We start from the raw sequence: 23,627 nt of genomic DNA, 5'->3' as shown, positions 1-23,627 counted from the left end.
CTTGGAAAGCCCCTCGCCCGGAAGTGTGCCGACCGGGCTGGGGGTCCTCCCACGTCCTCGCGCCGTCTCAGGACGACACTACCTCGGCCTTCCGCTTCCTGCTTGCGAAGACGTCGTCGACCAAGCCGTACTCCTTGGCCTCCGCCGCCGTGAGGATCTTGTCGCGCTCGATGTCCTTGCGGACTTCCTCGATGCTCCTGCCGCTGTGCCGGGAGAGCATCTGCTCCTCGAGCTCCCGGATCCGCATGATCTCACGGGCCTGGATCTCGATGTCGCTGGACTGCCCGTAGGTGCCCTCGGTGGCCGGCTGGTGGATCAGGATCCGCGAGTGCGGCAGCGCCGCCCGCTTGCCCGCCGTGCCGGCCGCGAGCAGCATCGCCGCGGCCGAGGCCGCCTGCCCGATGCAGACCGTCTGGATCTCGGGCTTGACGAACTGCATCGTGTCGTAGATCGCCGTCATGGCGGTGAACGAGCCGCCGGGCGAGTTGATGTAGATGCTGATGTCGCGATCGGGGTCGATCGACTCCAGCGTCAGGAGCTGGGCCATCACGTCGTTGGCGGACGCGTCGTCGATCTGCACGCCGAGGAAGATGATGCGCTCTTCGAACAGCTTGTTGTACGGGTTCATCTCCTTGACCCCGTACGTGGTGCGCTCGACGAACGACGGGATGATGTAGCGGTTGTGCACCGGCATCGGCGCGCCGCCGGCCTGAATGCCGGGGCGGATCAGATCGCTGAAGCCGGGACGGGTCAGATCGCTCACTTGAGTGCCTCCGATAGCAGGTTCAGGTCGTCAGGAGACGGGGCCCGCCGAGGGCACCTGGGTGGCGCTCAGCACGACGTGGTCCACCAGGCCGTAGTCCTTGGCCTCGTCGGCGGTGAACCAGCGGTCCCGGTCGGAGTCCTTCTCGATCTGGTCGAGCGACTGCCCGGTGTGGTCCGCGATCTTCTCGGCGAGCGTCTTCTTCACGTACAGCATCTGCTCGGCCTGGATCTTGATGTCCGAGGCCGTGCCGCCGATGCCGCCGGACGGCTGGTGCATCATGATGCGCGCGTGCGGGAGCGCGTAGCGCTTGCCCGTGGTGCCGGCGCAGAGCAGGAACTGCCCCATCGAGGCGGCCAGGCCCATGCCGACGGTCACGATGTCGTTCGGGACGTACTGCATGATGTCGTAGATCGCCATGCCGGCGGTGACGGAGCCACCGGGCGAGTTGATGTAGAGAGTGATGTCGCGGCGGCCGTCCTCGGCCGACAGCAGCAGCAGCTCGGCGCAGATGCGGTTGGCGATGTCGTCATCGACCTGCTGGCCGAGGAAGACGATGCGCTCGCGCAGCAGGCGCTGGAAGAGCTGGTCGCCCAGGGGCAGCAGGGGCGCCTCGGCGACCCGGGCCTGGATCCGCGACGACTCATCGAAAGTCGGAGGCATGCTCACCGGGTGTTCCTCCGGTCCTTTTATCGGTTCGGATGATTGGACATTAACGCGCCCCGAGGGCCGCTTAAGCCGGGAGGGGCGGCTTTTCGCCAGGGGCGTACCTTCCCGCCTCCCCCCGGTGCGGCCGGGGGCGTCAAGTCCGCGCAAAGGCCGGTGCAAACCTGGTTCAAACGCGGTGCGGGCCCCGAGATCGGCCCGACGGGGAATCCGGCACGGGCCGGGACGCGGCGGCCCGCACCAAAAAGGGGCGCCCCGCACCGGTTCGTTCCGGTACGGGGCGCCCCTGGGGCCCAGAGAAGGTCGCAGACGCCTCAGGCGTCCTTCTTCTCGTCGTCCTTCGCCTTGGCGGCCGGGGTCTCCTCAGCCGCCGTCTCAGCGGCGGTCGCGGGGGACTCCCCGGCCTCGGACGCCTCGGGCACCGCGCCCTCGTCCGTCTCGGACCCGGCGGCGGTGTCGGCGTCGGCGTCGGACGACTCGTCGCCGTCCGCGTCCACGTCCACGTCCTCGGCCTGGACAGTCTCTCCGGTCTCGCCGTTCAGCTCGCGCTGGATCGCCTCGACGTCGAGCTCGTTGCCGGACTCGTCCTTGACCTTGACGTGCTCGACCACCAGGTTGAGCGCCTTGCTGCGCAGCACCTCGGACACGATGGCGGGGAGCTGGTTGTTCTCGGTGAGGTACTGGGCGAGCTGCTGCGGGGCCACGCCCATCTGCATGGCCTGGGTGACCACGTACTCGCTGAGCTCCTCGTTCTCGACCCCCAGCTCCTCCTGGACGGCGAGCTGGTCGAGGACGAAGCCGCCCTTGACCGCGAGCCGGGCCGCGTCGGCGACCTCGGTGTCGAAGTCCTCCTCGGACTTCTCCTCGTCCTCGAGGTAGGCGGCCTTGGTCAGGCCGGCCATCTGGAGCTGCTGCTCGAGCTGCTGGTTGCGGCGGTCGATCTCCTCCTGCACGACCTGGTCGGGCAGCGGGATCTCGACCTTGGCCAGCAGGGCCTCCAGCGCCTTGTCGCGGGCGTCGGAGAGCTGCTGGGTGCGGACTTGCCGGTCGAGCCGCTTGCGCACGTCCTCGCGCAGCTCCTCGATGGTGTCGAACTCGCTGGCGAGCTGGGCGAACTCGTCGTCGAGCTCGGGCAGGTTCTTGACCTTGACGCTGCTCACGGTGGCCGTGATCTCGGCCTCCTCGCCGGAGCGCTCGCCGCCGGCCAGGGTGCTGGTGAAGGTCTTGGCCTCCCCGGCCGACAGGCCGAGCAGCGCCTCGTCGAGGCCCTCGACGGCCGACTTGCTGCCGACCTCGTAGGAGTAGCCGCTGGTCGAGGCGTCCTCGACGGCCTCCCCGCCGATCGCGGCGGCGAGGTCGACGGTGGCGAAGTCGCCCTCCTCGACGGCCCGGTCGGCGGTGGTGAGCGAGGCGAACCGCTCGCGCAGGTTGTCGACCGTCTCGTCGATCTGCTCGTCGGTGACCTCGACGTCGTCGACGGTCACCTCCAGCCCGTCGTAGTCGGGCACGTCGAACTTGGGACGGATGTCCACCTCGGCGGTGAAGGCGAACTGGGTGCCGTCGTCGAGCTCGGTCACCTCCACGTCGGGCTGGCCGAGCACGAAGATCTCGGTCTCCTCGACGGCGCGGCCGTACAGCTCGGGAAGCGCGTCGTTGACCGCCTCCTGTAGGACCGCACCCCTGCCGACGTACTTGTCGATCAGCGGGGCGGGGACCTTGCCGGGCCGGAAGCCCTTGATCCGCACCTGCTGCGAGATCTCCTTGTACGCCTTGTCGAGATTCGGCTTGAGCTCGTCGAACGGAACCTCGACGGTGAGCTTGACCCGCGTGGGGGTCAACTCCTCGACATCGGTCTTCACTGGGGTAGGTCTCCTTGATCGGGCGCTGTCTCGGCCGCGGCGTTCGACGCGTACTCAGCCAGTCAGTCTCCAGGTTGGCGCGGGCACGCCGAAATACGGCTCCGCGCCTTCGCGCGCCAAGTCTATGGGGTAGAAGAGGGGCCTGCGGACATCGGAGCCGCAGAACCGCCCCCGAACTTCCGGATCGCCAGGCCGGGACGGCCGCGCGCCGCCACTCGTGCGGATCGTCCCGGAGACCGCCACCGATTCAATATCACCAATGTGTTGCGGGGGTGTGACATTGAGCATCCGCAACCTCATAATCATCCGGGATGAACGGGATAGTCGCGGCCTTTGGTGCAACGGGTTCCGGCCGCGCAGGACCCGTTCGGCGAACCCGCTCTAGGGGGTCCGCCGCTGGGAACGACGACCAACGCTGAGCGTCCGGTAGGGCGAGCAGACACGTCGTCCCTCCGGCTTCAGAAGAAGGCCGGAGGGACGACGTGTTCTACCGCTAGCGGTCCTTGCGCGGCAGGCCCTTGTCCAGGCCAGCGCGTCGCAGCGCGTCGGCCATGGCTCCGCTGCTTCCAGAGGAGCCGCCGCTCTGGCCACGGTCGCCGGAGCCGCGTCCGCCACGGCCGCCGCCCTGGCCGCCGCTTTGGCCGCCCTGACCACGCTGGCCGCCCTGGCCTCCCTGGGGACGTCCGCCACCTTGGCCGCCTTGGGGGCGTCCGCCGCCCTGGCCCCGGTTGCCCTGGCCCCGCGCGCCGCCCCTGCCGCCTCCTTGGCCGCCGTCGTTCCCCTGACCGCCGCCGTTCTGGCCGCCGCGCCCCTGGCGCTGCGGGCGCTCGCGCCCGTCGCCGCGGCCGGGCTCGTCGTCGAGGCGCAGCGTGAGCGAGATGCGCTTGCGCTGGAGGTCGACCTCCAGCACCTTCACCCGGACGATGTCGCCGGGCTTGACCACGTCACGCGGGTCGGCGACGAACTTGTCGGACATCGCGGAGATGTGGACCAGGCCGTCCTGGTGCACACCGACGTCCACGAACGCGCCGAACGCCGCGGCGTTGGTGACGACCCCCTCCAGGATCATCCCGGGCTCCAGGTCGGAGAGCTTGTCGACGCCCTCCTTGAAGGTCGCGGTCTTGAACGCCGGGCGCGGGTCGCGGCCCGGCTTCTCCAGCTCGGCGAGGATGTCGGTGACGGTCGGCAGCCCGAACGCGCCGTCGACGAAGTCGGCCGGCCTGAGCGAGCGCAGCACGGCGGTGTTGCCGACCAGGCCCTTGAGGTCGCCGCCGGCCGCCCCGAGGATCCTGTGCACCACCGGGTACGCCTCCGGGTGCACGCTGGAGGCGTCGAGCGGGTCGTCGCCGCCGGGGATGCGCAGGAAGCCGGCGCACTGCTCGAACGCCTTCGGGCCGAGCCGCGCCACCTCCTTGAGCCCGCCGCGGCTGCGGAACGGGCCGTTGGCGTCGCGGTGCGCCACGATGCTGTCGGCCAGCCCGGTGCCGATCCCCGACACCCGGGTCAGCAGCGGCGCCGAGGCGGTGTTGACGTCGACGCCGACCGCGTTCACCGCGTCCTCGACGACCGCGTCGAGCGAGCGCGACAGCTTCAGCTCGGAGATGTCGTGCTGGTACTGGCCCACTCCGATGGACTTGGGGTCGATCTTGACCAGTTCGGCCAGCGGGTCCTGGAGCCGGCGGGCGATCGACACCGCGCCGCGCAGCGACACGTCCATGCCGGGCAGCTCGCGGCTCGCGTACTCCGACGCCGAGTACACCGACGCGCCCGCCTCGGACACCATGATCTTGGTGAGGCCGAGGTCCGGGTGCCGGGAGATCAGGTCGGCGGCGAGCTTGTCGGTCTCGCGCGAGGCGGTGCCGTTGCCGATGGAGACCAGGTCGACCCGGTGCTCGCGGGCCAGCCGGGCCAGCGCCTCGATCGACTCGTCCCAGCGCCGGCGCGGCTCGTGCGGGTAGATCGTGTCGGTGCCGACCACCTTGCCGGTGGCGTCGACGACCGCGACCTTGACGCCGGTGCGCAGCCCCGGGTCCAGGCCCATCGTGGCGCGCGTCCCGGCGGGGGCGGCGAGCAGCAGGTCGCGCAGATTGGCGGCGAACACCCGGACCGCCTCGTCCTCGGCCTCCTGCCGCAGCCGGGTGCGCACGTCGATGCCGAGGTGCACCAGGATGCGGGTGCGCCAGGCCCAGCGCACCGCGTCCGACAGCCAGCGGTCGCCGGGACGGCCCCGGTCGGCGATCTCGAACCGGCGCGCGATCTCGGCCTCGTAGGAGCTGCGCGCCGAGGGGTCGTCGGCGGCCTCCTCGGGCTCCAGGTCGAGCTCGAGGACCTCTTCCTTCTCGCCGCGCAGCAGCGCGAGGACGCGGTGCGAGGGCAGCTTGGCGAACGGCTCGGCGAACGCGAAGTAGTCGGAGAACTTGGCGCCCGTCTCCTCCTTGCCCTCGCGGACCCGCGCGACCATGCGGCCCTGCCCCCACATCCGCTCGCGCAGCCCGCCGATGAGGTCGGCGTCCTCGGCGAACCGCTCGACCAGGACGGCGCGCGCGCCCTCCAGCGCCGCGGTCGCGTCGGCGACGCCCTTGGCCTCGTCCACGTAGGCGGCGGCCTCGGCCTGCGGGTCGCGCGAGGGGTCGCCCAGCAGCAGCTCGGCGAGCGGTTCCAGCCCGGCCTCGCGGGCGATCTGCGCCTTGGTCCGCCGCTTGGGCTTGTAGGGGAGGTAGATGTCCTCCAGCCGCGCCTTGGACTCGGCCGCGGTGAGCTGGGCCGTGAGCTCGCCGGTGAGCTTGCCCTGGGACTCGATCGACTCCAGGATCGCGGCGCGCCGCTCGTCCAGCTCCCGCAGGTAGCGCAGCCGCTCCTCCAGCGCGCGCAACTGCGCGTCGTCGAGCGTGCCCGTCGCCTCCTTGCGGTAGCGGGCGATGAAGGGGACGGTGGCCCCGCCGTCGAGCAGGTCGACGGCGACCCGCACCTGTCCCTCGCGGACGCCGAGCTCCTCGGCGATCCGCTGGGTCACGGGCGGGGTACCGCCGGAGTTCCGGCCGTCGTCGGTCTGGCTGATGGTCGCTGTCACAATCTGGATTCGCTTTCCTCAGCTCGTCGCGTCACCGCCCCATTGTGGCCCCCGCCGCGAGGTGGGGATAACTCCCCCGCGAAGCCGGGCCGAAAGAGGGTCTAGCACCACCGCCTCTCCAGCTCGGACGCCCCAGAATGGAAACACCGGACCGGAGTTCCCGGTCGGCCCCGGCAGCCTGGAGGAGCACGTGAATGTTCGCGGGAACGCCGCCGACCGGATCGGCGAGTACGCCCGGCGCGGGCTCCTCGCCTTCGTCCGGGGGCTGATCCAGGCGGTCCTGGCGATGGGGGTGAACCTGCCCCTGATGATCCTGACGATCCTGTCGTTCGCGTTCATCCCGCTGGGGATCGGGCTGGTGATGGTCCCGATCGTGCTGACCACCGTGCGGGGCGTCGCGAACCAGCAGCGGCTGTGGGCCTCGGAGTGGTCGGAAGTGCGAATCCCGGTCCCCTACCGGGCCCGTCCGGAGAACGGCGACCGGTTCTTCCCGCGGCTGCGCTGGCTGCTCACCGACCCGGCGACCTGGCGGGACCTGCTGTGGCTGGTGATCAACGTGCCGCTCGGGTTCGTCCTCGGGGTCCTGGCCGGCTCCGCGGTGCTGTACGGGCTGGAGGGCGTGCTGGTCGCGCCGTGGCTGGCGCAGATCACCGACTACGGCTGGGGTCCGTTCTGGCCGCTCGGCGACTACGGGGTGATCGGCATCGCGGGCAGCATCGTGCTCGGCGCCGGGCTGGCCTGCGTCGGGGCGCCGCTCGGGATGGCGATCCTGAAGGGGCACGCGCTGTTCTCCCAGTCGCTGCTGGCGCCCACCCGGACCGTGCTGGCCGAGCGGGTCGAGCACCTCGCCGAGACCCGGTCGGACACGGTGGACGTCTCGGCCGCCGAGCTGCGCCGCATCGAGCGCGACCTGCACGACGGGGCGCAGGCCCGGCTGGTGGCGCTGAGCATGAACATCGGGCTGGCCGAGGAGATGATGAAGCACGACCCGGAGACGGCGCGCACACTGATGGCCGAGGCCCGCGCGTCGAGCGGGAAGGCGCTGGTCGAGCTGCGCGACCTGGTCCGCGGCATCCATCCGCCGGTCCTGGCCGAACGTGGCCTGGACGGTGCGGTGCAGGCGCTGGCGCTGTCGCTGCCGCTCCCCATCGACGTGCGGACCGACGTGCGGGGGCGGGCGGACGCGCCGGTGGAGTCGGCCGCGTACTTCGCGGTGGCGGAGATCCTGGCCAACGTGGTCAAGCACAGCGGGGCGGCCCGCGCCTGGATCCAGATGGAGCACACCGGCGACCGGCTCGTCACGATCGTCGGGGACGACGGGACGGGCGGCGCCGACCCCCGGAACGGCAGCGGGCTGCGCGGGATCGAACGCAGGCTCGCCGCGTTCGATGGGACGATGGCGGTGACGAGTCCCCTCGGCGGACCCACCGTCGTGACCATGGAGCTGCCGTGCGCGTTGTCATCGCCGAAGACCTTGCCCTCCTCCGGGACGGGCTGATCCGCCTGCTGGAGGCGTTCGGCTTCGAGGTCGTCGAGGCGGTCGACAACGGTCCGTCCCTGGCCCGGGCGCTGGCCGCGCACCGGCCGGACGTGGCGGTGGTCGACGTGCGGCTCCCGCCGACGTTCACCGACGAGGGGCTGAAGGCCGCGCTGGAGGCGCGCAAGGAGAACCCGGGCCTGCCGGTGCTGGTGCTCTCCCAGCATGTCGAGCAGCTCTACGCGCGCGAGCTGCTGTCCGACAGCTCCGGCGGCATCGGCTACCTGCTGAAGGACCGGGTGTCGGACGTGGCGCAGTTCGTGGACGCGGTGCGCCGGGTCGCGGCGGGCGGCACCGCGCTCGACCCCGACGTGGTCGCCCAGCTGCTGACCCGGCACGCCCGCGAGGAGCCGCTCCAGGCGCTGACCCCCCGCGAGCGCGAGGTGCTGGGGCTGATGGCCGAGGGCCGGTCAAACGCGGCGATCGCGGCGGCGCTGTTCGTCACCGAGAAGGCGATCAGCAAGCACACCAACAACATCTTCGGCAAGCTCGGGCTGCCCCAGTCCGAAGACGACAACCGCCGCGTCCTGGCCGTGCTGGCCTACCTGGGCGGCTGACGGTCCTTGCGGAGGGCCCGGCCACCCGGCGGGCGATGGAGGACGATCTCCAGCGGGTGACCCCCGCGGAGCTATGGCGGCTGGACGCGCCCGGCTGGTTCGGCGCCGGCTGAGCGGGATTCTTTTCCCGGACCCTGGGCCGTACGTCCCGAGGCAGGCGCTTAGACCACCTGGACCCCCGCCGGGCAAGCTGCGGAACGGCCCTTGAAGGCCCCTCAACACCCGGTTACCATCGCAATTCTTAGGAAACTTTCCTAAGAAAAGGCCGAGATTACTGTTGGTTCGGGGCGGACCGAACGGAGCGTTCATGTCCAGACCGGGCGGACGGCGGGCCATCGCGCTCGCCTGCGCGGCGATCATCGCAGTTGCCGGAGCCCTGCTCACGGCACTCCCGGCGCCGGCGGCCACCACGGCCGCGGCCACCACGGCGAGGGCGGCGGGCACCAGCGCCGCCGCCGGTGACAAGGTCATCGGCTACTTCGCCGAGTGGGGCGTCTACCAACGCGGCTACCACGTCAAGAACATCGACACCAGCGGCTCGGCCGCGAAGCTGACCCACATCAACTACGCCTTCGGCAACGTGCAGAACGGCCAGTGCACGATCGGCGACTCCTACGCCGACTTCGAGAAGGCCTACACCGCCGGCGAGAGCGTGGACGGCGTCGCCGACACCTGGGACCAGCCGCTGCGCGGCAGCTTCAACCAACTCCGCAAGCTCAAGGCCAAGCACCCCGGGCTGAAGGTGCTGTGGTCGTTCGGCGGCTGGACCTGGTCGGGCGGCCTCGGACAGGCCGCGGCCAACCCGGCCGCGTTCGCCGACTCCTGCTACAAGCTGGTCGAGGACCCGCGCTGGGCGGACGTGTTCGACGGCATCGACATCGACTGGGAGTACCCCAACGCCTGCGGGCTGAGCTGCGACAGCAGCGGACCGGCCGCGCTCACGAACCTGCTGTCGGCGCTGCGCGGCAAGTTCGGCGCGGGCAACCTGGTGACCGCGGCGGTCAGCGCGGACGGCACCCCGGGCGGCAAGCTCGACGCGGCCGACTACGCCGGCGCGGCGCAGTACGTCGACTGGTACCTGCCGATGACCTACGACTACTTCGGCGCGTGGGACGCGGCCGGGCCGACCGCCCCGCACTCGCCGCTGAACTCCTACACCGGCATCCCGATCCAGGGATTCGACTCCGACACGACGATCACCGCGCTCACGGCCAAGGGCGTCCCGGCGTCCAAGCTGCTGCTCGGCATCGGGTTCTACGGGCGCGGCTGGTCGGGCGTCTCGCAGGCCGCTCCGGGCGGCACGGCCACCGGGGCTGCGCCCGGCACCTATGAGGCGGGGATCGAGGACTACAAGGTCCTCAAGACCAGGTGCCCGTCCACCGGGACGGTCGCCGGGACCTCCTACGCCAAGTGCGGCGACCAGTGGTGGAGCTACGACACCCCCGGCACGATCGGCGGGAAGATGGGCTACGCCAAACAGAAGGGCCTCGGCGGCTCGTTCTTCTGGGAGCTCAGCGGCGACACGCCCAACGGTGAGCTGATCACGGCGATCCGCAACGGCATCGGCTGACCCTCCGCCCGCGAGACCGGCACCGGCCGGCCGTGCCCCACTCTCCCCGGTGCGGCCGGTGCCTTCCAGGGCCCCTGACCAGACCCGCCACTCCCAGGGTCAGGGGCCCTTCGCGCGCTCAGCCGCGCAGCGCCGCCAGGGCCTGCTCGAAGGCGCCGGCGGGGTACCAGCGCGGCCGGTGCCCGTCCGGTTCATCGTGGAGGCGCCGGACGGCCCGCGCCGACTCCGCCAGCCCCTCCGGGCCGTGGCCGCGCAGCTCGTTGACGATGATGATCTCGACCGGGAGCGCGAGGCGCTCCCCGACCAGCCGCCTCCGGACCCCGTCCATGCCCTGGTCCGCCCGGGTCGCCCGGTATCCGGCGAGGAGCCGCTCCAGCAGCACGACGGCCCGCCGGTAGGCACCCGCGGGCAGCTCGGCGGCCTGCTCGAACGTCGCGTCGAGCGAGGTCGCCAGCATCATGGAGTAGTCGATCCGGGTGCCCGGGATGTCCGGGTACTCCTTGCTGAACGCGTCCCAGTCGGCCTCCACCTCGAAGAGCTTCTCCGCCGTGGGCACGTTCACCGCGTAGAGCGGGTCGGCGGAGACGAGCACGTCCATGAGCGTCCGGTAGGAGAGCCTCGCCGAGGTGGCGAGCAGGCAGGCGTCGAACAGGTCCTTGCCCTGCGGATAGCGGTCCTCCAGCAGCCAGAGGAGCTTCCAGGCGAGGGAGAGCTCCGGGGTCGCCGCGCCGAGAACGGGGGCCTCGCCGCCGTCGCCCCGCGGCACGGCGGTCGGCTCGGGCGGGACCGCCGGTCGCTCGTTGAACACGAAGTCGAGCTGGACGATGCCGTCCGGCACCCCCTCGCACGTCCACGGCAGGACGAGGCGCCGTCCGGGGACCTTGCTGTAGGTCCAGATGTCGCTGCGCATCGCCTCGTCCGCGCGGAGCCGCACCCCGCCGTCGGGATTCGCGCCGGACACCTCCTCCACGGCCCGCGCGATCCCGGTGAGCATCCTCCTGGCCTCCCTCCCGGACACCTTCCAGGTGTCGGGGACGACCACGAAGTCCAGGTCGCCGGGCTCACGTGCGTCCGCCCCGTACCAGGCGCGCAGCAGCACGCTGCCGCGCAGCACCAGGTTCCCGGCCCACGGCGACGCCGCGACCGCGGCGAGGACGTGGTCGAGCGCCCGCCGCCGCGCCGCGTACCAGCGGCGCCCGGCCTCCTCCGAGGCGAAGCGCGGCTCGCCCACGCGGATCGCGCAGGAGTGCTGCTTCATCGCGGGGTCGAACACCAGTGCCTGCTCCACCCCGGGCACGTTCCGCAGCGTCGGCGGCAGGTCGAGCCGCCTCGCCTCGTGCGGCGCGGGGGGATCGTGGGGCAGCCGCGTGGTGGCGTTCCACCACCCCCTCCCGACGACGGCCGCCCAGTCGAGGCTCATGACGCCCGCCGCTTCCCGGCGTCGCGGTCCGCTCCGGTGATCCGGGCCTCCTCCAGTCGGTCGTCGACGGCGGGTCCGCCGTCGACGGTGAGATCGCCGGGGATCCAGCCCTCGTCCAGCGAGGCGTCCCCGTCGTGCACCACGTACTCGCGCTCCACCGACGCGATCTCGTGGCCGGCCGCGCGCAGCGTCCCGGTGAGTGCGGCCAGCCGCCGTCCGGCGGTCAGCGACCCGACGAGCCGGCACCGCTGGGTGACGAACCGCTCGTGCCGTCCGTCCGCCCGGACGCGCCGCGCGTTGCGCGACAGGTGCGCGGTGTGCGGGAGCACCGCCCCGATGAGCGCGGCGGCGTCGAACCGGGCGCCCAGCAGCAGCTTGAGGTGGTGCTCGAAGTAGCGCGCCGGGTCGCGCGCGTCGGCGTCGGCGGACGGGACCCCCCGGTTCCAGGGCGCCGCCTCGATCTTGAGCCGGGTCACCGCGTACCCGGCCGACCGGAGCCGGGCCGCCGCGTCCCCGGCCGCGGCCCGCGCCCCGTCCAGCGTGCCGGACGTGCGGAGGGTCAGCATCGGCTGGGAGGTCACCCGGCCCCGGTCCAGCACGATGTGGGTGAACTTCAGGCCGTGCTCCGCCGCCCACCGCGCGATCGCGTCGATCTCGGCCGCGCGGCAGCCGACGGTCACGTGCGCCTCGAAGTCACCGGTGACGTCCACACGCCGGATGATCCCAAACGTGCGGGCGGACCGTCATGCGCATTTCGTCCCAGAAGTCAGACGAGGTGCGCGCCGCCGTCGATGTTGAGGATCTCGCCGGTGACATAGGTGTTGGCCATCAGGAACAACGCGGCCGAGGCGGCCTCCTCGGCGGTGCCGTAGCGGCCGAGCGGGGTGAGCGCCCCGGCCGCGGCCATCTTCCGGTCGCCCGCCTCGTCCGCGCCGGCGTCCATCGCGCCGCGCGCCAGGGGCGTGTCGAAGACTCCGAAGCGCACCGCGTTCACCCGCAGCCGCCGGGGCGCCAACTCGACCGCGAGTGCCTTGACGAGCCCCTCGACCGCGCTGCCGGCCGCGACGAGCGAGGCGATGCCGGGGACCGGACGGCTCACCAGCCCGCCCGAGGCCAGCGTGACCGATCCGCCCGCGGGCAGCCGGGACGCGGCGGCGCGGACGGCCGCCAGCGCCCCCCAGACCCGGCCGTCGAAGGCCGAGCGCACCTGGTCGCGCGAGACTTCGGTGGCCGGGCCCAAGCCGCCGAGGCTGCCCGCGGTGACCAGCACGTGGTCCAGCGCTCCGGCCTGGTCGAAGGCGGCGTTCAGCGCGACCTCGGCGCCGCCGTCGGCGGAGACCCCGAGCACCGCGGCGGGGTCCGGCCCCGTCGCGCCGGGCTCCCCGGCGGCGCGCACCCGGTCCACGGCGGCGGCGAGGCGTCCCGGATCCCGTGCGATCAGGACGACGCGGGCGCCGAGCGAGTGCAGCAGCATCCCGGCGGCGAGGCCGATGCCCGAGCTGCCGCCGATGACCGCGACCGTGCCGCCGACAAGGCTCTGCGGCAGCGGGGATCGGACGGGGGCGGGCATGACGGCGGCGGCACCGGGGGCGGTGGTGGGCATGGTGGCTCCTCCAAAACAATAAACCATCTGGTTGTTTTAGATCTTGATCCACGGCGCCGGGATTGTCAACCGGGTGGTTTAATCGAGGGATGGGCTACGACGCGGACGCGACCCGGCAGCGGATCTTCACGGCCGCCACCGCGGAGTTCGCCGAGCACGGCCTGGCCGGCGCGCGGATCGAGCGCATCGCCACCGCCGCGCACGCCAACAAGCAGGCGATCTACCTCTACTTCGGCGGCAAGGACAAGCTGTTCGGCGCGGTGGTCCGCGCCAAGCTGGAGGAGATCTGCCACGCCGTGGTGATCGACCAGGACGCGCTGGCCGACTCGGTGGGAACGCTCTTCGACCTGTACCAGGAGCATCCCGAGCTGGTCAGGCTGCTGCACTGGGAGGCGCTGGAGTCCGGCGGCGGCCCCATCCAGGGCGAGGAGGAACGGCACGAGGCCTACACCGGGAACGTCCGCGACCTGATCGCCACCGGGTTCGGCAAGGAGCTGGCCGAGCCCGCGCGCACCCGCGCCGCCCAGGACTGGCTGTTCACCCTGATCGGCCTGGTCGCCTGGAACTTCGCCGTCCCGCAGGTGCGCCGCCTCCTCCTCAACGAGCCCGACGAGAAGGCCGAGCTGGCGCGGCGCCGGGCGGCCGTCATCGAGGCCGCCCTCGCCATCACGCGCGCCGGCACGCCCGCCTCCTGAGCGGCCCGCGCCGCGCCCTCCGCTCCAGCACGGCCTGGCACACTGGCACGGAGAAGGGCATCGACGCAGAGGACGAGCACTTGAGCGGCTGGAAGCTGACCAGGACGTACGCGAGCAGCTCCGGGGAGGTGCGCTGGGACGTCCTGGGCGACCCCGGGGCGGAGCCCCTCGTGCTGCTGCACGGCACCCCGTTCTCCTCCTATGTCTGGCGCGGGATCGCCCACGCGCTCGCCGCCTCCTACCGCGTGCACGTCTGGGACATGCCGGGCTACGGCTCGTCCGAGATGAGCGACGGTCAGGACGTGTCGCTCGGCGCTCAGGGCCGTGTCTTCGCCGAACTCCTCACGCACTGGGGCCTGGACGAGCCGCTGGTGGTCGCGCACGACTTCGGCGGTGCCACCGCGCTGCGCGCGCACCTGCTGCACGGCGCCCGCTACCGCGCGCTCGCCCTCGTCGACCCGGTCGCGCTCGCGCCGTGGGGCTCGCCGTTCTTCCGGCTGGTCACCACCAACGCCGCGGTGTTCGAGCAGCTCCCGCCCGCCCTGCACGGGGCCCTCGTGCGCGAGTACGTGGCCTCGGCGAGCGGCCCGGGGCTGCATCCGGCGACGCTCGACGCACTCGTCGCGCCCTGGCTCGGCGACACCGGGCAGCCCGCCTTCTACCGGCAGATCGCTCAGGCCGACCAGCGCGACACCGACGAGATCCAGGTGCGGTACGGCGAGATCGACCTGCCCGTCCTGGTGTGCTGGGGCACGGCCGACACCTGGATCCCGGTCGCCAAGGCGCATGAGCTGGCCGGCCTCGTCCCCGGCGCCCGGCTGCGGCTGATCGAGGGCGCCGGGCACCTGGTGCAGGAGGACGCCCCCGCCGAGCTGACCGCCGCCCTCGTCGGCTTCCTCCGGGAGCACGGCGCGTGACGTCCGCCGCGCTGGACGTCGAGGGCGTGCTGTTCGATCTGGACGGGACGCTCTTCGACCACGACGGGGCCGCCGCCGAAGCGATCACCGGGGTCTTCCCCGGCGTGGATGCGGAGTCCCTGGTCCCCCGCTGGACGGAGCTGACCGAGGACGCCGTCGACCGCTACCTCGCGGGCGAGCTGACCTACACCGGCCAGCGCCGCGCCCGGATCATCGCGCTCGCCCGCGGACTCGGCCTCGGCACCTGGGACGACGCCCGCGCGGACGCCTGGTTCACCGGTTACCTCCCGCTGTACGAGGCGGCCTGGCGGCCCTTCCCGGACGTCCGGCCGGCGCTCGGCGCGCTGGCCGGACGGGCCCGGCTCGGGGTGATCACCAACGGCGACGCGGCGCAGCAGCGCGCCAAGCTCGAACGGCTCGGCCTCGCCGCCGACCTGCCCTGCCTGCTGGCCTCCAGCGAGGCGGGCGCGGCCAAGCCCGCCCCCGAGATCTTCCGGGCCGGGTGCGCCGCGCTCGGCACGTCCCCCGGCGCGACCGCCTACGTCGGCGACCGCCTGGCGGTCGACGCGATCGGCGCGGCGGACGCGGGCCTGCGGGGCGTGTGGCTCGACCGCTCCGGCGGCCCGGCCCCCGAGGCCCTCCCCGTCGCCCGGATCACCACGCTGGCGGCCCTGCCCACGCTGCTCGCCCGCCCCCAGCGGCCCTGAACGCGGCGCGGAGGCGGCGCGCCCGGATCAACCCAGATGCAAAGCCGGCCTCCCGCGGGTAGCGTTGCCCCTGAGGGTCACCCTGGGTGACCGCGCAAGTAGGGACGAGAAGGAACCGATGGACTTCCACGAGGTGGGACGGCGAGCTAGCCGCGCCGAGCTGGGGAACGAGCACTCGTTCTCGGCCCGGCTCGGCGGTGTGCGCCGTCATCCCATCGACCTCGTGAGGCCGTCCCATGCGTTCCCCTGACATCCGCTCCACCTTCCTCGACTTCTTCCAGGCGCGCGACCATCACGTCGTGCCCTCCAGCCCGCTGATCCCGGACGATCCGACACTGCTGCTGGCGAACGCGGGGATGAACCAGTTCACGCCGTACTTCCTCGGCGAGACCGCGCCCCCGCACCCGCGGGCGGTCTCGGTGCAGAAGTGCGCGCGGACGTCCGACCTCGAGAACGTCGGCCGCACCACCCGGCACGGGACGTTCTTCGAGATGCTCGGCAACTTCTCGTTCGGCGACTACTTCAAGCAGGAGGCGATCGCCTGGTCCTGGGAGCTGCTCACCCGGCACTACGGCCTGGACCCGGCGCGCCTGTGGGTCACCGTCTACCTCGACGACGACGGGGCCGAACGGCTCTGGCGGCGCGTCGGGGTCCCGGCGGACCGGATCCAGCGCCTCGGCATGGCCGACAACTACTGGTCGATGGGCGTCCCGGGCCCCTGCGGGCCGTCGTCGGAGCTGCACTACGACCGGGGGCCCGCGTTCGGGCGCCGCGAGGGCGGCCCGGCGGCCGACGGGGAGCGCTACCAGGAGATCTGGAACCTGGTGTTCATGCAGAACCGCCGCGGCGCGGGGACGGGCAAGGACGACTTCCCGGTCCTCGGCCCGCTGCCGTCCCCGAGCATCGACACCGGCCTCGGGCTCGACCGGCTCGCGGCGATCCTCCAGGACGTCGGCACCCTGTGCGAGACCGACCTGCTCTCCCCCACCCTGCGCCGCGTCGGTGAGCTGGCGGGACGCGGCTTCCCGGGGCCGGGCGGCGGCGAGGAGCGGGTCTCGTTCCAGATCGTCGCCGAGCACGCGCGGACGATCGCGTTCCTGATCGCCGACGGCCTGCTCCCGTCCCGCGACGGCCGCGGCTACGTCCTGCGCCGGCTGATGCGCCGCGCCGTCCGCCACGCGCGCCTGCTCGGTGTCGACGGGCCGGTGCTGCCCGCGGTGACCGGCAGCGTCGTGGCGAACCTCGGTGGAACGTGGCCGGAGCTGGAGCGGCGCGGCGACCTCATCGAGCGCGTCGTGACGGCGGAGGAGGAGGGCTTCGACCGGACGCTGCGGCAGGGGTCCCGCCTCCTGGAGACCGCGATCGGACGGGCGCGTTCGAGCGGCTCGCCCACGCTGCCGGGCCAGACCGCGTTCGAGCTGCACGACACCTACGGCTTCCCGATCGACCTGACCGTCGACGCGGCGCGGTCGGCGGGGCTGACGGTCGACGAGGACGCGTTCGCGGACCTCCTGGACGGGCAGCGCCGCCACGCCCAGCGTGCGGGCCGCGACAAGAAGGGCTCGGCCGCGGCGCGGCAGGACGCCTACCGGCGTATCGGCGCGGAACACGGCCGCACCGAATTCGTCGGCTACGACACCACTAGCGCGGAGACACGGATCGTCGCGCTGCTGGACGGCGGCGGGACCGTTCCCCTCACGCGGGCGCACGAGGGCGACGAGGTCGAGGTCTTCCTCGACCGCAGCCCGTTCTACGCGGAGGCTGGCGGGCAGGTCGGCGACACCGGCACGCTCCGCACGGCGGGCGGCGCGGCCCTCCGTGTGCTGGACACCCGTCCCGGACCGGGCGGCCTGCACGTCCACACCGCCCGCGTCACGTCCGGCGAGGCCGGCCCCGGCGACGCGGCGGAGGCGGTCGTGGACGCGGACCGGCGGGCGGCGATCGCGCGCGCCCACAGCGCCACGCACGTGCTGCACACGATGCTGCGGCGCGTCCTCGGCGAGCACGCGGCCCAGCGCGGCTCGCGGGTGGAGCCGGACCGGCTGCGGTTCGACTTCGCGCACTTCTCGGGCGTCGGCCGGGCCGGCCTCGACACCGTCCAAGGGCTGGTGAACGACTACCTGCTCGGCGATCCCGGCGTCCGGGCCTGGGCGGCGGGGCGGGCCGAGGCCGAGGCGGCGGGCGCGGACGCGCTGTTCGGCGAGAAGTACGGCGAGCGGGTCCGGATCGTCGACATCGGCGACGCGTCGCGCGAGCTGTGCGGCGGCACCCACGTCGGCCGCGGCTCCCAGGTGGGGCCGGTGGTCATCCTCGGCGAGTCGTCCATCGGAACCGGGCTGCGCCGCATCGAGGCGCTCACCGGACCCGAGGCGCTGCGCCACCTCGACCACGGGCGGACCCTGCTGGCCGAGCTCGCCGACCTGCTCGACGTGCCGCCCGAGCAGGCGCCCGAGCGCCTGCGGCAGCGCCTGGGCACCCTCACCGAGGCGCGCCGCGAGCTCGACGCCCTGCACCGCGCCGACCTCCGCGACCGCGCGCGGCGCCTGGCGGACGGCGCGGAACCGGTGGACGGCGGCTGGCTGGTCGCCGAGGTCCTCGACGGCCTCGACGGCGCCGACCTGCGCCCGCTCGCGAACGAGATCATCGCCGTGCGCGGCGACGGTCCGGGCGCCGTCATCCTCGGCGCGCGCGTCCGCGGCGGCAAGGCGGTACTGATCACCGCGCTGACCCCGCGCCTGGCCGAGACCGCGCCACCCGCGCGCGAGCTGCTGGCGGGCGCGGCGAAGGAGGTCGGCGGCGGCGCGGGCGGCAAGGGCCCGATCGCCAACGCGGGCGGTCCGCGCGCCGAACGGCTGGACGAGGCGGTCCGGATGGCGGCGGGCACCGCCCGCGACCTCCTCACCCGCCTCTGACCGCTGCGGGGGCCGGTGCGCGCACCGCGCACCGGCCCCCGAGGTCAGCCGGTCGGGACGATCACCGCGCGGCCGTTGACCCGGCCCGCGTGCAGCCGCTCGTACGCCTCAGGCGCCTCGTCGATCCCGTACTGCTCGACGTGCACGTCCAGTCAGCGGCACGCTGGTCACCGGGTCCAGGCCGCCGAGCGGCACCAGGTGCCGGGCGTCGTCGACCAGCAGGTACTCGGCGAGCGCGCCCGGCGCGCCGAGGCCCGGCGGGAAGATCTTCAGCTCCCCGGCGCGCAGGCAGTAGTTCTCCTGGCCCCGCGCGCACATCGCGCACCGCCCGCAGCCCCACGGACGGCGATGTCGGAATGGCAGACCCCGGCCGCGGTCACCTTCAGCAGCACCTGCCCCGGCCCCGGCTCGGGGTCCGGGACGGTGACGACCTCCGGATCTGCGCCGATCGCGCGGTATTGAACGGCCTTCATGCTGCTCCCCCTCGTCAGCGAGCCCGGCACGCGCCGGCGCCCCCCGCCGCCCCGCCCGTCCGTGCCCGGCCGCCACAGGGGCCCCCGCAGGAGCAGTCGAACCCACAATTCGGGAGATATCGACATTCCCCCGCGTGGCCGCGGTCAGGCGCGGGTGCCCACCGCCACGAAGAACAGATGCGGATCGCGGGAGCGCCGGGCGGCGTCCGCCGCGTGCTCCAGCAGGGCGAGCGAGTCATCGCTGTACCCCAGCCGCCGCGCCAGCCCGACGGACGACCGGAACGCCAGCGAACCGCGCCGAGTCGCTCTCGTGCGCCCAGAACGACAGCTCCTCCAGCACCGCCGGGAGCCGCACGCCGAGCTTGGTGAGCTGCGCCTTCGTCTCCAGCCGCCGGGCCGTCGCGACCTCCGCCGCGAGGACGTCCACCGAGCGGGGCCGCCCGGCCAGCTCGGGCCCGACGTCCATGTACGCCAGGACGCGGCGGAGCTCGGGGATCATCGCGTGCACCCGGTCGTCCTGCCCGCGGCTCTGGTACGGCTGCCCGTAGAGCTCGGCGGGGTCCATGCCGAGCGCCGCCGCGACGGCCGCGAGGGTGGCGGCCTTGTGCGCAGCCTCCACCTGCGCGAGATGCCCGCGCGAGTAGCTGGCCCGCTGCGCCAGCCCGGTCTGTGTGAGCCCGCGCCGCTTCCGCGCACGCGCCACCCGGGTGCCTGCGGTCTCAGGGCTACCGTCGTCCGCCATGGGCCCCGCAACCTCCTGAGGTCTCGACGTCCTCAGGCTACGGCGCCCGCCCGGCCCGCGTCAGGGGGTCGGCTCCGGCGCCGTGCGGCTCAGCCGGTGCCCGCGGGCGGGTCGGCGAAGACGCCCTGGAGCAGCCCGGTGGACTGGCCGACCTCGATGAGGTAGCCGTCCGGGTCGCGCATGTAGCAGCGCAGCTCGGCCTTGCGGTCGATCGGCGGGGTGAGGAACTCGGCGCCCTTGGCGCTCCACTCCTGGTAGCAGGCCGCGATGTCGGCGACCCGGAGGTTGAGGAAGCACGACGTGGCGGCGGGGTCGGGCGGCGTGCGCAGCGTGACGCCCGGCTTGTCGGGAGTGGGACCGCCCCCCGGGTTCATGATCAGCCAGCTGTTGGCGAGCTTGACCATGCAGGGGTTCTCGTCGAGCACCACCTCGCCGCCGAGGACGTCGGCGTAGAAGGCCCGCGAGCGGGCCACATCGGCCACCGTGAGGAAGTGGGTGACCAGGATCCCGCTCTCCGGAGCCGGGAGATCTTCGCGACGCATGTCCGTTCCCCGTTCTTCGCCGTGCCCGCTTCGGTCCTGCCGGGGGGACACCGCCTCGCGGCGGTCGCACGGGAAGACGTTCCCACCAGACCGGCGAGGAACCGGCCTCCGTTCATCCGACCGAAAGACATATAGTTGACATTGACTAACAAGTGCTAAATAGTCGATATCAACCAACAGGAGCATTGATGGCACGACGCAAGGTGGCCAACCCGCTCGCCCTGGTGGTGCTCGCCGAGCTGCTCGCCGAGCCGATGCACCCGTACGAGATCGGGCGGCGCCTCAAAGAGCACGACCACGACAGCACCGTGAAGTACAACCGCGGATCGCTGTACATGGTGGTCGAGCAGCTGAAGAAGGCCGGCTTCATCGCCGAGCGCGAGACCGTCCGCGACACCCAGCGGCCCGAGCGCACCGTCTACGCGCTCACCGGCGCGGGCAGGGACGAGCTCTACGCCTGGCTGCGCGAGCTGCTGGCGCAGCCGCAGGAGGAGTACCCGCGCTTCGGGGTGGCGCTGTCGCTGCTGGTCGTGCTCGACCCGGCCGAGGCGACCGCGCTGCTCGGCGAGCGGCTGGAGGCCCTGACCGCGCAGATCGCCGAGATCCGCGAGACCGTCCGGGGCGCCACCGAGCAGGGCGTCATGTGGGTGTTCCTGGTCGAGGACGAGTACGAGCTCGCCACGCTGGACACCGAGTGCCGTTTCGTCACCCGGCTGATGGAGTCCCTCCAGCGGCCGGACTACATCCGGCAATGGCAGCAGATGATGGGGAGCAGGCAATGACGGTACTCATCGCAGGGGGCGGCATCGCCGGCCCGATCACCGCGCACGCACTACGGAAGGCCGGGATCGACGCGGTCGTCTTCGAGGCGCGTTCCGAAACCGCCGACGCCGCGGGGGCGTTCCTGACCCTGGCGACCAACGGGATCGACGCGCTGCGCACGATCGGCGCGGGCGAGGCGGCGCTGGCCGCCGGGTTCAGCACGCCCACGCTCACCCTGCGCAGCTCCACCGGCAAGAACCTGGGCGCGACGCGCACGGGCCGGGAACTGCCGGACGGCACGGCCAGCCACACCCTCAGGCGCGCCGACCTGTACCGGATCCTCCACGACGAGGCGGTCTCGCGCGGCGTCCGCATCGAGCACGGCAAGCGGCTGGTGGGCGCCGAAGAGACCGGCGACGGGGTGCGGGCGGTGTTCGCCGACGGCACCGAGGCCACCGGCGAGCTGCTGATCGGCGCGGACGGCGTCCATTCCACCGTCCGCTCGCTGATCGACCCGGCCGCGCCCGCGCCCGCCTACTCCGGTCTGATCAGCCTCGGCGGCTACGCCGCCGGGACCGGGCTGGACGGCGCGGACGGCGGCTACACCATGATCTTCGGCAGGCGTGCGTTCTTCGGGTACGCGGCCTCACCCGATGACGGGGTGTGGTGGTTCGCCAACGTGCCCCGCGCCCGCGAGCCCGAGCGCGGCGAACTGGAGGCGGTCTCCGGCGAGCAGTGGCGGCGCACCCTGACCGACCTGTTCGCCGGCGACGCCGGGCCGGCGGTCCGCTGCGTCGAGGCGAGCGATCCGGGCGACCTGCGGGCCACCCCCGTGCACTCGGTCCCGCACCTGCCGGTCTGGCACAACGGCCGCATGGTCGTCATCGGCGACGCCGCGCACGCCCCGACGCCGACGTCCGGGCAGGGCGCCTCGCTGTCGATCGAGGACGCGGTCGTGCTCGCCAAGTGCCTGCGCGACCTGCCCGCCCCGCGCGCCGCGTTCGCACGGTTCGAGGAGCTGCGCCGTCCCCGGGTCGAGAGCATCATCAAGGCCGCCGCTCGCATCAACAGCAACAAGGCGGCCGGCCCGGTCGGCCGCGTGCTCCGGGACACGTTCCTGCCCGTCGTCCTCAAGCTCACCGCCAACAGCAAGCAGGTGATGAGCGCCTACGACCATCACATCGACTGGGACGAGCGGGTCACCGCGAACTAGAGGCCCGCCGTCGACGTCGAGGACCACTACGTCCCCGGAGCGAACCACCGCAGGCCGCCGCAACGTGACCGCCCGCCCGTCGGGCCTGGCGGCCGGGAGCAGCCTCCGACTGAACGCCTGCTGCTCGCCCCGCAGTGGCCCGCTCCGTTGCCGGACGGGCTCCTCCCCACGGGGAAGCATCTGAAGATCGTCTCCCGATCTCCCGCTCACCGCGGGAACAGGGTCCGATCTCGGTCGGGCTGGCGGGATTTGAACCCACGACCCCCGGCACCCAAAGCCGGTGCGCTACCAAACTGCGCTACAGCCCGCCGCACCATCACGGCGCAGCGGCAGTCTAGTCCCGATCACCCCTCGCCCGCTCCGCCCAGCCCGGCATTCCGGTCGCCAACCCCGACCACCCGGGAAACCCTGTACGCTACTTCCTGGCGATCGAGGGGCAGTCCCCTCGCGCGCGGGCGTAGCTCAATGGTAGAGCCCCAGTCTTCCAAACTGGCTACGCGGGTTCGATTCCCGTCGCCCGCTCCCACTAAAAGGCCCAGGCCAGACGCCTGCAGGGCGATCTTGACCGCCTTTCTAAAGATCATTTGTCACCCATTTGTCACTGGGATCTGGCACGCCTGAGCGTCATCCTGGTTCAACTGCGGACCTTCGTGATCATGGTCTGACCGTCCCTGGCGAAGATCAGCACGGTGACGGATCTTGCGTCCTCAACACGGAAGGTCCGGCTCCCGAACGGGAACCGGACCTTCGTTCGATGGACGGGACGGCTCGCTAGCTCGGCTCGATGCCGAGGAGCCGACGTAGGTCAACCGTCACGACGCGGTAGCTCGCCCCGATCCGGATCACCTTGCAGGGGAACTGCCCTTGGCGGGCAAGCTGGTAGGCGCGCGTGCGTCCGAGCCCGATGGCGCGGGCGGCGGTCTCGACGCTGACCGTGGTGGGAAGGGCGAGCAACTCGTCCTGGCTCATCTGCTTCACGCTCCGGCCCCTCTCCGCGGGTTGCCGAACCATCTCGTGCGTAGCCGTCGGTTCTCGGGATGTCTCGCGCGTGGCTCGGCTCGTCGGAGCGGGGCCGCAGGTGCCGGTTCGGCGACAGGGTTGGGGGACGGTGTCGCGCCGTCTCCGGGCGACAGACCGCTGTGAACGTGGTTGATCGCGCTCCGGGCCTGGTCGACCGCCTCGCTGCATCCCGCGCCCTGGTGGCGGGCGTGGAGGATGGCGCGACCGAAGGCATCGAGTGCTTCGTCGAGGCTCGCACCGTGGTCACGGACGAGGCGTCCGTCCATATGCTGACGCATGAGGAAGCGTTCGAGTTGGAGGAGGAGTTGATCGAGGCCGGAGGCGGCCGTGTGGACGGCGTCCAACACTGCGTAGACGGTCGCCGGCCCGGTAAGGCCATGCGGTTGGCCGACCGCCCGCTTCAGCGCGCGGACGGCGCCCTCCAGCTCGTAGGCGAACTGTTCGGTCTCGTCATCGGTCTGGACGTCACGACCGGACTGGGTGTGGTCGAAGGTCATGAGTGCACTCCTGAAGGTGCAGACCCTCTGTGGGAGGGCCAGAGTTGATCGTGGGCATGACCCTTCCTTCCTGATGGGGAGCGGCAGGCAGACGCTCTGCCA

The 23,627-nt window shown here is 72.5% G+C and carries 21 protein-coding genes and 2 tRNA genes; 10 read left to right on the top strand and 13 right to left on the bottom strand.

Annotation, left to right across the window (positions count from 1 at the left end; all coding sequences use genetic code 11):
* Nucleotides 1-67: 67 nt before the first annotated feature.
* The 4 genes from QP090_RS36880 to QP090_RS36865 all read right to left on the bottom strand — a co-directional run bounded on the left by QP090_RS36880 (nt 68) and on the right by QP090_RS36865 (nt 6,358).
* Complete coding sequence (locus tag QP090_RS36880) at nt 68-694, bottom strand: ATP-dependent Clp protease proteolytic subunit (RefSeq protein WP_285944446.1); 627 nt, start codon at nt 692-694, stop codon at nt 68-70.
* Between the two features lie 99 nt (nt 695-793).
* On the bottom strand, nt 794-1,426 hold the full coding sequence (locus QP090_RS36875) for a ClpP family protease (protein ID WP_285944444.1): 633 nt from the start codon (nt 1,424-1,426) through the stop codon (nt 794-796).
* Nucleotides 1,427-1,743: 317 nt separating this feature from the next.
* On the bottom strand, nt 1,744-3,288 hold the full coding sequence (gene tig / locus QP090_RS36870; protein ID WP_285944403.1) for a trigger factor: 1,545 nt from the start codon (nt 3,286-3,288) through the stop codon (nt 1,744-1,746).
* Nucleotides 3,289-3,781: 493 nt separating this feature from the next.
* Nucleotides 3,782-6,358 carry a Tex family protein gene (locus QP090_RS36865; protein ID WP_285944402.1) on the bottom strand — a complete coding sequence of 859 codons (2,577 nt, stop codon included), beginning with the start codon at nt 6,356-6,358 and terminating at the stop codon, nt 3,782-3,784.
* Between the two features lie 190 nt (nt 6,359-6,548).
* Between QP090_RS36865 and QP090_RS36860 the strand changes: the two genes are divergently transcribed.
* The 3 genes from QP090_RS36860 to QP090_RS36850 all read left to right on the top strand — a co-directional run bounded on the left by QP090_RS36860 (nt 6,549) and on the right by QP090_RS36850 (nt 10,022).
* Nucleotides 6,549-7,856 carry a sensor histidine kinase gene (locus QP090_RS36860; RefSeq protein ID WP_285944401.1) on the top strand — a complete coding sequence of 436 codons (1,308 nt, stop codon included), beginning with the start codon at nt 6,549-6,551 and terminating at the stop codon, nt 7,854-7,856.
* The gene (locus QP090_RS36855; RefSeq protein WP_285944400.1) at nt 7,808-8,452 is read left to right on the top strand and encodes a LuxR C-terminal-related transcriptional regulator; all 645 of its coding nucleotides are present in this window, start codon (nt 7,808-7,810) and stop codon (nt 8,450-8,452) included. The genes QP090_RS36860 and QP090_RS36855 overlap by 49 nt, the downstream gene beginning before the upstream one ends.
* A gap of 307 nt (nt 8,453-8,759) precedes the next feature.
* Nucleotides 8,760-10,022, top strand: a complete 1,263-nt coding sequence (locus QP090_RS36850) for a glycoside hydrolase family 18 protein (protein WP_285944399.1) — start codon at nt 8,760-8,762, stop codon at nt 10,020-10,022.
* A 118-nt stretch (nt 10,023-10,140) separates the two neighbouring features.
* On the opposite strand, the gene QP090_RS36845 is transcribed toward QP090_RS36850, so the two are convergent.
* Genes QP090_RS36845 through QP090_RS36835 form a run of 3 tightly spaced genes read right to left on the bottom strand, consistent with a single transcriptional unit; the run spans nt 10,141 to nt 13,045 of the window.
* On the bottom strand, nt 10,141-11,442 hold the full coding sequence (locus tag QP090_RS36845) for a nucleotidyl transferase AbiEii/AbiGii toxin family protein (protein WP_285944397.1): 1,302 nt from the start codon (nt 11,440-11,442) through the stop codon (nt 10,141-10,143).
* Nucleotides 11,439-12,152, bottom strand: coding sequence for a hypothetical protein (locus QP090_RS36840; protein ID WP_285944396.1), 714 nt, complete (start codon nt 12,150-12,152; stop codon nt 11,439-11,441). The genes QP090_RS36845 and QP090_RS36840 overlap by 4 nt, the downstream gene beginning before the upstream one ends.
* A 56-nt stretch (nt 12,153-12,208) precedes the next feature.
* The gene (locus tag QP090_RS36835) at nt 12,209-13,045 is read right to left on the bottom strand and encodes an SDR family oxidoreductase (RefSeq protein WP_285944395.1); all 837 of its coding nucleotides are present in this window, start codon (nt 13,043-13,045) and stop codon (nt 12,209-12,211) included.
* Between the two features lie 89 nt (nt 13,046-13,134).
* Here QP090_RS36835 and QP090_RS36830 point away from each other — a divergent pair, with 89 nt between their 5' ends.
* From QP090_RS36830 to alaS, 4 genes are all read left to right on the top strand, one after another.
* Nucleotides 13,135-13,740: a TetR/AcrR family transcriptional regulator gene (locus QP090_RS36830; RefSeq protein WP_285944394.1), complete on the top strand. Its 606-nt coding sequence runs from the start codon at nt 13,135-13,137 to the stop codon at nt 13,738-13,740.
* Nucleotides 13,741-13,820: 80 nt separating this feature from the next.
* Complete coding sequence (locus tag QP090_RS36825; protein WP_285944393.1) at nt 13,821-14,657, top strand: alpha/beta fold hydrolase; 837 nt, start codon at nt 13,821-13,823, stop codon at nt 14,655-14,657.
* Nucleotides 14,654-15,364: an HAD family hydrolase gene (locus QP090_RS36820; RefSeq protein ID WP_285944392.1), complete on the top strand. Its 711-nt coding sequence runs from the start codon at nt 14,654-14,656 to the stop codon at nt 15,362-15,364. The genes QP090_RS36825 and QP090_RS36820 overlap by 4 nt, the downstream gene beginning before the upstream one ends.
* A gap of 236 nt (nt 15,365-15,600) precedes the next feature.
* On the top strand, nt 15,601-18,276 hold the full coding sequence (gene alaS / locus QP090_RS36815) for an alanine--tRNA ligase (RefSeq protein WP_285944390.1): 2,676 nt from the start codon (nt 15,601-15,603) through the stop codon (nt 18,274-18,276).
* Nucleotides 18,277-18,384: 108 nt separating this feature from the next.
* Here alaS and QP090_RS36810 read toward each other — a convergent pair whose 3' ends face one another.
* The 3 genes from QP090_RS36810 to QP090_RS36800 form a co-directional block, all read right to left on the bottom strand.
* On the bottom strand, nt 18,385-18,594 hold the full coding sequence (locus QP090_RS36810; protein ID WP_285944389.1) for a hypothetical protein: 210 nt from the start codon (nt 18,592-18,594) through the stop codon (nt 18,385-18,387).
* Nucleotides 18,595-18,984: 390 nt separating this feature from the next.
* Nucleotides 18,985-19,491 (bottom strand): helix-turn-helix domain-containing protein, encoded by a 507-nt coding sequence (locus QP090_RS36805; protein ID WP_285944388.1) that lies wholly within the window; start codon nt 19,489-19,491, stop codon nt 18,985-18,987.
* Between the two features lie 89 nt (nt 19,492-19,580).
* The gene (locus QP090_RS36800) at nt 19,581-20,033 is read right to left on the bottom strand and encodes a VOC family protein (RefSeq protein WP_285944387.1); all 453 of its coding nucleotides are present in this window, start codon (nt 20,031-20,033) and stop codon (nt 19,581-19,583) included.
* 188 nt (nt 20,034-20,221) lie between these two features.
* On the opposite strand from QP090_RS36800, the gene QP090_RS36795 reads away from it, so the two are divergent.
* Together QP090_RS36795 and QP090_RS36790 are read left to right on the top strand one after the other, a co-directional pair.
* Nucleotides 20,222-20,815 carry a PadR family transcriptional regulator gene (locus tag QP090_RS36795; RefSeq protein WP_285944386.1) on the top strand — a complete coding sequence of 198 codons (594 nt, stop codon included), beginning with the start codon at nt 20,222-20,224 and terminating at the stop codon, nt 20,813-20,815.
* Nucleotides 20,812-22,008, top strand: a complete 1,197-nt coding sequence (locus QP090_RS36790; RefSeq protein ID WP_285944385.1) for an FAD-dependent monooxygenase — start codon at nt 20,812-20,814, stop codon at nt 22,006-22,008. The genes QP090_RS36795 and QP090_RS36790 overlap by 4 nt, the downstream gene beginning before the upstream one ends.
* Nucleotides 22,009-22,242: 234 nt before the next feature.
* Here the strand turns inward: QP090_RS36790 and QP090_RS36785 are convergent.
* Nucleotides 22,243-22,316 (bottom strand) — tRNA-Pro (locus QP090_RS36785).
* Between the two features lie 143 nt (nt 22,317-22,459).
* On the opposite strand from QP090_RS36785, the gene QP090_RS36780 reads away from it, so the two are divergent.
* Nucleotides 22,460-22,530: transfer RNA gene (locus QP090_RS36780), tRNA-Gly, on the top strand.
* A 249-nt stretch (nt 22,531-22,779) separates the two neighbouring features.
* Here the strand turns inward: QP090_RS36780 and QP090_RS36775 are convergent.
* Both QP090_RS36775 and QP090_RS36770 read right to left on the bottom strand, forming a co-directional pair.
* Nucleotides 22,780-22,977 (bottom strand): helix-turn-helix domain-containing protein, encoded by a 198-nt coding sequence (locus tag QP090_RS36775; protein ID WP_131951515.1) that lies wholly within the window; start codon nt 22,975-22,977, stop codon nt 22,780-22,782.
* A gap of 5 nt (nt 22,978-22,982) precedes the next feature.
* Nucleotides 22,983-23,525, bottom strand: coding sequence for a hypothetical protein (locus QP090_RS36770; protein WP_285944383.1), 543 nt, complete (start codon nt 23,523-23,525; stop codon nt 22,983-22,985).
* Nucleotides 23,526-23,627 lie beyond the last annotated feature (102 nt).

The sequence above is a fragment of the Actinomadura xylanilytica genome (assembly GCF_030283145.1).
GTDB lineage: Bacteria > Actinomycetota > Actinomycetes > Streptosporangiales > Streptosporangiaceae > Spirillospora > Spirillospora xylanilytica.
Note: the sequence above shows the minus strand (reverse complement) of the source record. Positions and strands in the feature narration are given on the sequence as shown.

What these genes read in the sequence shown, in the direction of transcription:
- QP090_RS36800 (WP_285944387.1), bottom strand. Translation starts at nt 20,033, where the DNA reads ATGCGTCGCGAAGATCTCCCGGCTCCGGAGAGCGGGATCCTGGTCACC.
- QP090_RS36835 (WP_285944395.1), bottom strand. Translation starts at nt 13,045, where the DNA reads ATGCCCACCACCGCCCCCGGTGCCGCCGCCGTCATGCCCGCCCCCGTC.
- QP090_RS36880 (WP_285944446.1), bottom strand. Translation starts at nt 694, where the DNA reads ATGCCGGTGCACAACCGCTACATCATCCCGTCGTTCGTCGAGCGCACC.
- alaS (WP_285944390.1), top strand. Translation starts at nt 15,601, where the DNA reads ATGCGTTCCCCTGACATCCGCTCCACCTTCCTCGACTTCTTCCAGGCG.
- QP090_RS36830 (WP_285944394.1), top strand. Translation starts at nt 13,135, where the DNA reads ATGGGCTACGACGCGGACGCGACCCGGCAGCGGATCTTCACGGCCGCC.
- QP090_RS36770 (WP_285944383.1), bottom strand. Translation starts at nt 23,525, where the DNA reads ATGACCTTCGACCACACCCAGTCCGGTCGTGACGTCCAGACCGATGAC.
- QP090_RS36775 (WP_131951515.1), bottom strand. Translation starts at nt 22,977, where the DNA reads ATGAGCCAGGACGAGTTGCTCGCCCTTCCCACCACGGTCAGCGTCGAG.
- QP090_RS36810 (WP_285944389.1), bottom strand. Translation starts at nt 18,594, where the DNA reads ATGTGCGCGCGGGGCCAGGAGAACTACTGCCTGCGCGCCGGGGAGCTG.
- QP090_RS36850 (WP_285944399.1), top strand. Translation starts at nt 8,760, where the DNA reads ATGTCCAGACCGGGCGGACGGCGGGCCATCGCGCTCGCCTGCGCGGCG.
- QP090_RS36845 (WP_285944397.1), bottom strand. Translation starts at nt 11,442, where the DNA reads ATGAGCCTCGACTGGGCGGCCGTCGTCGGGAGGGGGTGGTGGAACGCC.
- QP090_RS36795 (WP_285944386.1), top strand. Translation starts at nt 20,222, where the DNA reads ATGGCACGACGCAAGGTGGCCAACCCGCTCGCCCTGGTGGTGCTCGCC.
- QP090_RS36790 (WP_285944385.1), top strand. Translation starts at nt 20,812, where the DNA reads ATGACGGTACTCATCGCAGGGGGCGGCATCGCCGGCCCGATCACCGCG.
- QP090_RS36805 (WP_285944388.1), bottom strand. Translation starts at nt 19,491, where the DNA reads ATGGCGGACGACGGTAGCCCTGAGACCGCAGGCACCCGGGTGGCGCGT.
- QP090_RS36875 (WP_285944444.1), bottom strand. Translation starts at nt 1,426, where the DNA reads ATGCCTCCGACTTTCGATGAGTCGTCGCGGATCCAGGCCCGGGTCGCC.